The 7,792-nt window shown below is 50.2% G+C and carries 7 protein-coding genes; 3 read left to right on the plus strand and 4 right to left on the minus strand.

All coding sequences use genetic code 11. The annotated features are described in order from the left end of the window. Positions 1–191: 191 nt before the first annotated feature. The 4 genes from ACFPVS_RS13190 to ACFPVS_RS13205 form a co-directional block, all read right to left on the minus strand. Entirely contained in the window at positions 192–758 is a 567-nt protein-coding gene (locus tag ACFPVS_RS13190; RefSeq protein ID WP_378595845.1) for a DUF411 domain-containing protein, read from the minus strand. Positions 759–983: 225 nt separating this feature from the next. Further along, the gene (gene speB / locus ACFPVS_RS13195) at positions 984–1,913 is read right to left on the minus strand and encodes an agmatinase (RefSeq protein WP_123804998.1); all 930 of its coding nucleotides are present in this window, start codon (positions 1,911–1,913) and stop codon (positions 984–986) included. Between the two features lie 73 nt (positions 1,914–1,986). Beyond that, complete coding sequence (gene speA, locus ACFPVS_RS13200) at positions 1,987–3,879, minus strand: biosynthetic arginine decarboxylase (protein WP_096295614.1); 1,893 nt, start codon at positions 3,877–3,879, stop codon at positions 1,987–1,989. Positions 3,880–4,094: 215 nt separating this feature from the next. Continuing rightward, on the minus strand, positions 4,095–4,559 hold the full coding sequence (locus tag ACFPVS_RS13205) for a universal stress protein (RefSeq protein WP_096295615.1): 465 nt from the start codon (positions 4,557–4,559) through the stop codon (positions 4,095–4,097). 187 nt (positions 4,560–4,746) lie between these two features. Between ACFPVS_RS13205 and ACFPVS_RS13210 the strand changes: the two genes are divergently transcribed. The 3 genes from ACFPVS_RS13210 to pncB all read left to right on the plus strand — a co-directional run bounded on the left by ACFPVS_RS13210 (position 4,747) and on the right by pncB (position 7,681). Continuing rightward, a complete protein-coding gene (locus tag ACFPVS_RS13210) occupies positions 4,747–5,523 on the plus strand; it encodes a tRNA threonylcarbamoyladenosine dehydratase (RefSeq protein ID WP_096296157.1) in 777 nt (258 codons plus the stop codon). Next, the gene (locus tag ACFPVS_RS13215; protein WP_123805000.1) at positions 5,520–6,380 is read left to right on the plus strand and encodes a segregation and condensation protein A; all 861 of its coding nucleotides are present in this window, start codon (positions 5,520–5,522) and stop codon (positions 6,378–6,380) included. Before ACFPVS_RS13210 ends, ACFPVS_RS13215 begins: the two co-directional genes overlap by 4 nt. Positions 6,381–6,457: 77 nt before the next feature. Then, positions 6,458–7,681, plus strand: a complete 1,224-nt coding sequence (pncB, locus tag ACFPVS_RS13220; RefSeq protein ID WP_096295616.1) for a nicotinate phosphoribosyltransferase — start codon at positions 6,458–6,460, stop codon at positions 7,679–7,681. The last annotated feature ends 111 nt before the right edge of the window (positions 7,682–7,792 follow it).

Here is a 7,792-nt window from a genome sequence, read left to right on the forward strand (position 1 = left end):
TATGTTTGCCCGTCATGATTCGGGCTTGTTGGTGGAAGAAGCTGCTCATAAAAAAACTCCTCTGAATTCTTTAGGGGGAATTTAGGGGAGTTTTGGGGTTTTTGCAAAGGTCTCAGGCCGTCTGAAAGTCTAGTCTTTCAGACGGCCTTTGTTTGGTACCATCGCCAATATAATCATGGCTATTGGAATAATTAATACTGATCGGATGGCTGGTCGATTTTAGCAAAAACCTGATAAGTGCCATCATGATTCAGCTGCATAACTTCATAAGGCATAAAATGTCCCCCATCCTCCATACCCACACTGCCTACGGGCATGCCCGGTACAGCAAGACCAATCGCATTTTCAGGGGGATTTTCTAAAAAGGTAATCATTGCCTTCATGGGGACATGCCCTTCAAATACATAACCGGAGCTGCTGACTGTGGTATGGCATGAGCGCATTTCCGGTGCAATCGCATACTGATCTTTGATTTCAGCCACTTTGGCATTACTTGAAAGCACCACATCCTTTATCACCCAGCTATCCGCTTTGGCATGTTCTATCCATTGATGGCAGCAGCCACAGTTAGCATCACGGTTAACCGTCAGTTGCTCTTTTAATCTTTTTTGAGCAGATGTTGGATATGAAGAAGAATGCCCAACGACAGATACCGGCGCTGTTTTCTCCTGCAAATTCACGTTTTCCTGTTGAATATCCGTTTTTTGACACGCAACGAGCAACAGGCTCAAAACAACAAAACTCAGTTTATTTTTCATAAAATATCCTATTCATGGTAATGGATTCCACTATTTTAAAAGCTGCTTTTTAGTGATACCAGACTTTCAACTATGCTGGAGAGGCAAGTTATTTTCAGATTCACACGAAAGTATTATTCGCAACTTTTCGAGTAGTTGACCAAAGCATATGCTGTATCAATCCTAATAGTTTCAGACGGCATATTGATTTAGCCAAACACTGATTATCCAACAATTTAAATTACATCAACCAGCTTTTTTTGCCCCTTGCAAATACAACATTTCCAGCGCAATGGTTGCGCCGGCCAAGGCGGTGATGTCGGCTTGGTCGTAAGACGGGGCAACTTCGACCACATCCATACCGACGATGTTTAAATCAGTCAGGCCGCGCAGGATTTTCAGGGCGCGGTCGGTGGTCAGGCCGCCGCACACAGGCGTGCCGGTGCCGGGTGCAAAGGCGGGGTCGATGCAGTCGATGTCGAAAGTCAGGTATACCGGCATATCACCGACGGTTTCTTTGATTTTGGCCACGGTGGTTTCGACGCTGTCGTCATTGACTTGCGGTGCGCTCAAAACGGTAAACGGCAATGATTTGTTGTATTCGGTGCGGATGCCGATTTGCACCGAGCGCGACGGGTCGATTAAGCCTTCTTTCGGCGCGGTATAAAACATGGTGCCGTGATCGAATTCGCTGCCGTTGGCGTAAGTGTCGGTATGGGCATCGAAATGCACCAAGGCAAGCTTGCTGAAATGTTTGGCGTGGGCACGCAATAAGGGCAGGGTCACAAAATGGTCGCCACCCAAACTCAAGCATTTTTTACCGGCTTGCAGCAATTGTGTCGCGTGGGCTTCGAGTTTTTCGACAAAATCGCGGCTGTCGCCAAAGGAATAAACCAAGTCGCCGCAATCGACAATGTTTAAGCGTTCGCGCACGTCGAATGTCCACGGAAAACGCTTGTGTTCCCACGTCAGGTTCATCGAAGCCCGACGGATGGATTCGGGGCCGAAGCGTGCACCGGAGCGGCCGGATACGGCGATGTCGTAAGGAATGCCGGTAATCACCCACTCGGCATCGCCTTCGTAAGGGTTGAAATCAAGCGGCAGACGCAGGAAGCCGAAATTGTTGGAAACCAGTGAATTGTCGGTTTGTCCGGCAAGGGTGGTGTAAGGGTTCATTTTTTTCCTTTAATTATATGTAACTGTTTTCAGACGGCCTCGAGACCTTTTCATCCATGAGGCCGTCTGAACATTATTCTTCTTCCAAATAAGTATAACCATTCAGCCCGATTTCCAGCTCTTTCAAAAACGCCATCGCTTGCGAAGCCGGCAAATCGGAATGTTCGATTTGTTCGCGGTAGCGGCGCATCAGCTCTTTCGGGTCTTGGTACACATATTCGAGCATATCGGCGACAGTGTTGCCTTCGTCGTAATCGGCCACGTCAAATTGGTCTTGACCTTGTACCATCACGTCGATGGTGGTTGTATCGCCGAACAAATTATGCATATTGCCCAAAATTTCCTGATACGCGCCGACCATGAAAAAGCCCAACAGCGGCGGATTGTCTGCCGGATAATCAGGCATCGGCATGGTGGTGGCAATACCGTCGCCGTCGATGTAGTGGTCGATGGTGCCGTCTGAATCGCAGGTAATATCCAGCAACACAGCGCGGCGGGCGACTTTCTCATTCAGACCGGTAATCGGGCAAACGGGGAACAATTGGTCAATGCCCCACACATCGGGCAACGATTGGAACAGCGAAAAATTCACATACAGTTTATCGGCAAAACGCTCTTGCAATTCGTCGATGATGGTGCGGTGCGAGCGGTGTTTTTCGTTGAACAATTCGCCGACCTCGTGGCAGATATTCAAATAAAGCTGCTCTGCCCAAGCACGTTGCTCAAGGCTCAGCAGGCCCACGTTGTATTGATTGTGCACATCCGACAAATCAAACTGGCTTTCGTGTATCCAGCTTCTGAGCGAACGCTTTTCACGCGAATCGAAAATATCCGTCCACGTTTCCCACATGCTGTGCAACACGCGCGGATCGTCTTCAGACGGCGCACTCAATTCTTGCGGCGTATAGCGTTCCGCACCAATCACGTTCGCCACCAACACGGCGTGATGCGCAGTAATGCCGCGCCCGCTTTCGGTGATGATGGTCGGGTGCGGCAGATTGTGCTCGCGACAGGACTGGCCTATACCCCATACCACCGTTTCGGCGTATTCGGTCAGGCTGTAATTGACCGAGCAGTCCGATTGCGTGCGGTTGCCTTCGTAGTCCACGCCCAAGCCGCCGCCCACATCGAAACATTGGATATTCACACCGAGCCTGTGCAATTCGACATAAAACCGCGCCGACTCGCGCACACCGGTGGCCACATCGCGGATATTGCCCAATTGCGAACCGAGATGGAAATGCAGCAATTGCAGACAATCCAAGCGGTTGCTCTGCTTCAACACCTCCACCAAATGCAGCACTTGCGAAGCCGATAAGCCGAATTTCGATTTGTCGCCGCCCGACGCCTGCCATTTTCCCGAACCTTGCGAAGCCAAACGCGCACGCACGCCCAAGCGTGGCTTCACGCCCAGTTTTTCTGCTTCTTCCAGCACCATTTCGATTTCGGAAATTTTCTCAATCACCAAATAAACCTGATGGCCGAGCTTCTCGCCCATCAAAGCAAAGCGGATGTATTCGCGGTCTTTATAGCCGTTGCAGACAATCAACGTCTGCGTGGTGCCCGCATGCGCCAACACGGCCATCAGCTCCGCTTTCGAGCCTGCTTCCAAACCATGCGGCTGCCGGCTGTGGATCAGCGTTTCAATCACACGGCGGTGCTGGTTGACCTTAATCGGATACACCAAGCAATAATCACCTTCATAACCAAAACCGGTTCTGGCCGTCTGAAACGCCTGATTAATCGAGTGCAGGCGGTGTTGCAGAATTTGCGGAAAGCAAAACAAAATCGGCAGCCGCGCGCCCTGCTTTTTCTGTACCGACTCGGCCAGCTTTTGCAGCGACACGGTTTTCTCCGGCTCGGCCGGATTCGGACGCACAATCACCTCGCCCTTTTCATCGGCATCATAATAATTAATGCCCCAATAACGGATATTGCAGACCTCGCTGATGGTCGGTGCAGCCATTTTTGCTTCCCTTCAAATAGGATGATTACGCTAAACTCAAAACGCGATTATAAAACCAATTGATGTCAGGATAAGGATTTTTTCGGTATTTTGAAAAATTATTTGGCGCCATTTTGAAAATAATGATATATGAATATACACGGTGGCTAAATCATAACAAAAAAGCCGTCTGAAATATTCAGACGGCGTGGGGTTAATTTAGCTTACAAGAAGCGTTATTCTTCTTCGGCTTTGCTGCGAATCACCAACAATGGCAAGTGGCTTTGGCGCATCACAGTTTCAGCAAAGCTGCCCATCAGCAAATGCATGAGACCGGTGCGGCCGTGCGTGCCCAACACCAGCAAATCGGCACCGTTGGCATCAGCGTAATCCACCAACTCTTGCGCCATTTCACGCGCGCCTTTGTTGGCAACCAGCAAATGTTTCACAATGTTGGCCACACCGTATTCACGTGCTGATTTTTCGGCAAATTCCAACACTTCGTTACCCTGCGCCACAGCAGCGGCTTCATAGCTTTCGTGTTGTAAAAATTCAGGTGCCAGAGCCATGTATTCGGCCGGATTGGCCACGTGTACCAAAGTCAGGCGGGCTTCGTTGACACTGGCCAAATCAGCAGCATGTTTCAACGCGTTTAAAGAAGTTTCACTACCATCAACGGCAACCACTAAATGCTTATACATTGTCATCTCCTTCCAAGGCCTTTTTGCGGCACGATATTTTTCAAGTGATGGGATTATAGACTGTTCTCTCGGCTTTACACAACAGCCTTGACGGTTCAAGTATAATACGCCTTTGGCTTTTTGCGATTAATTTTTACTTCGCGCGGCCGCCTTTTCATTTATTTTTTGATTTATCACAAGGTTGACCATGTCCGAGATTAATTCCCTGTCGTCACGCCGTTTCGGCGGCATTGCCCGATTGTATGGCGATTCAGCATTGCAACGCTTTCATCAGGCGCATGTATGCGTGGTCGGGGTCGGCGGTGTCGGCTCGTGGGCGGTAGAAGCATTGGCACGCAGCGGCATCGGTCGTTTAACTTTGATTGATTTGGACAATGTCGCCGAATCCAATGTCAACCGCCAGCTTCATGCCCTGACCGGCGATTTCGGCAAGGCCAAAGCCAGTGCTTTGCACGAGCGCATTTTGCAAATCAATCCGGCTTGCCAAGTGGTTGAAATCGAAGATTTTGCCACCGAAGAAAATTTGCCCGATTTGTTTTCAGACGGCTTTGATTTTGTGATTGACGCCATCGACCAAGTGCGCGTGAAAGCAGCAATGGCGGCATATTTTGTGCAACACAAGCAGCCCTTTATCTTAAGCGGCGGCGCGGGCGGACAAAAAAATCCCGCCTTGATTCAGACAGCCGATTTAAGCAAAGTTACCCACGACCCTTTGCTGGCCAATCTGCGCTACACCTTGCGCAAACGCCACGGCTTCAGCCGCAACACCGCCGACAAAATGCGCGTACCGTGCGTGTATTCCACCGAAAACATTACCCCGCCGCAATCGGGCGAAGCCTGCGCCGCGGATGCCGCACTGCAAGGCTTGTCGTGCGCCGGTTATGGCGCGAGCATGCTGGTCACCGCCAGCTTCGGCCTGTATTGTGCGCAGGCGGCGATTGACCATATTGCAGGTGGCAAATGAACACTGCCGAGATGATGAGGCCGTCTGAAAGCGCGGTGGCATATGTGTTCGGCCAACCCGTTACCGATATCCCGCAGGATTTGTTTATCCCGCCTGATGCGCTGGAAGTGGTGTTGTCGAGCTTTCAAGGGCCGCTGGATTTGCTGCTGTATTTAATCCGCAAGCAGAATATTGATGTACTCGATATTCCGATGGTGAAAATCACCGAGCAATATCTGCACTACATCGCGCAAATGGAAGCTTATCAATTTGATTTGGCAGCGGAATATTTACTGATGGCAGCCATGCTGATTGAAATCAAATCCCGCCTGCTGCTGCCGCGCCCCGAAGAAATCGAAGACGAAGAAGCCGATCCGCGCGCTGAATTGGTGCGCCGCCTGCTGGCTTACGAACAAATGAAGCTGGCCGCCCAAGGCTTGGATGCCCTGCCCCGTGCCGGCCGCGATTTCGCATGGGTGTATCTGCCTTTGGAAATTGCCGCCGAAGTCAAGCTGCCCAATGTGGCCGTGGCCGATTTAACGCAGGCCTGGCTCGGCATTTTATCGCGCGCCAAACACACGCGCAGTCATGAAGTGGTGCGCGAAGCCATTTCCGTGCGTGCGCAGATGACCTCGATTTTACGCCGTCTGAACGAACACGGTTTCAGCCGTTTTTCTACTTTATTCAAGCCCGAACAAGGTGCGGCTTATGTGGTGGTGAATTTCATCGCACTGCTGGAATTGGCCAAAGAAGGCTTGGTGCGCATTGTGCAGGAAAGCAGTTTTGACGAAATCGAAATCCATTTGAAACAGGCCGAAACCGAGGAAATCGAGTTGCTCGAATCGCTTTCAGACGGCCTTATTGCCCCAAACCCATAAAAATTTGTAAACTTTCCGTCATCTTTGCGGCCAAACGTGTTTTAATACTTTTTCTCCCCGTTAATGAGAACATTTTTATGACCTCACACGACCCCATCATCAAATCGCTACTCGACACCGATTTATACAAATTCACCATGCTGCAGGTGATTTTGCACCAATTCCCGCAAACCCACAGCCTGTATGAATTCCGTTGCCGCAACAAAGAAATGGTTTATCCGCTGGCCGATATTCAGGAAGAATTCGAGCGCGAATTGGATGCGCTCTGCCAACTGCGCTTTACCGACGACGAATTGGATTACCTGCGCCGCCTGCGTTTTATCAAAAGCGACTTTGTCGATTATCTCGAACTTTTCCAACTCAAGCGCCGCTTCGTCAAAGTGGATGCCGACGAACAAGGCCGCTTGCACATCCGCATCGAAGGCCCGATGATTCAGGCGATGTTCTTCGAAATTTTCATCTTGGCGATTGTAAACGAACTCTTCTTCCGCCGCTTGGAAACGCCGGAAGTGCTGGCCGAAGGCGAGCGCCGCTTGCAAACCAAAGTCGAGGCTTTAAAACAAATTGCCGCCCAGCAAGACCCTTCCGATCCGCCGTTTTTGATTTCTGATTTCGGCACCCGCCGCCGCTACAATCTGGCCTGGCAGGAACACGTAGTCCGTACCTTAAACGATGCTGCACCGCACATTGTGCGCGGCACCAGCAACGTTTACTTGGCAAAAAAACTCAATATCACGCCCATCGGTACCATGGCGCACGAATTCCTGCAAGCCTTCCAAGCCTTAGACGTGCGCCTGCGCAATTCCCAAAAAGCCGCTCTTGAAGCATGGGTACACGAATACCGCGGCGACTTAGGCATTGCGCTCACCGATGTGGTCGGTATGGATGCCTTCCTGCGTGATTTCGACCTTTACTTTGCCAAACTGTTCGACGGTTTGCGCCACGACAGCGGTGACCCGTATGTGTGGGGCGACAAAGCCTATGCCCACTATAAAAAGCTCAAAATTGACAGCCACACCAAAATGCTGACTTTTTCAGACGGCCTCGACATCGAAAAATCTTGGGCATTGCACCAATATTTCAAAGACCGTTTTAAAACCAGCTTCGGCATCGGTACCAACCTTACCAACGACATGGGCCACACACCGCTCAATATCGTGCTGAAGCTGGTCGAGTGCAACGGTCAATCCGTCGCCAAGCTTTCCGACTCACCGGGTAAAACCATGACCACCAACGACACCTTTTTAGCCTATTTGCGTCAAGTTTTCGAAATTCCCGAGCCTGAAGCAGATAAGCAATAAACCCTATTAAATTAAAGGGGCTGTACTAGACAACTAGAATAAATTCTGCTTTACTAATTGTTTTAAAATAGAACAAGAGACTTTATCTCACTGTGGTTAAAACGCCATTCA

Origin of the sequence: Neisseria weixii (genome assembly GCF_042658245.1) — a bacterium.
In the GTDB taxonomy this organism is placed as follows: Bacteria; Pseudomonadota; Gammaproteobacteria; order Burkholderiales; family Neisseriaceae; genus Neisseria; species Neisseria weixii.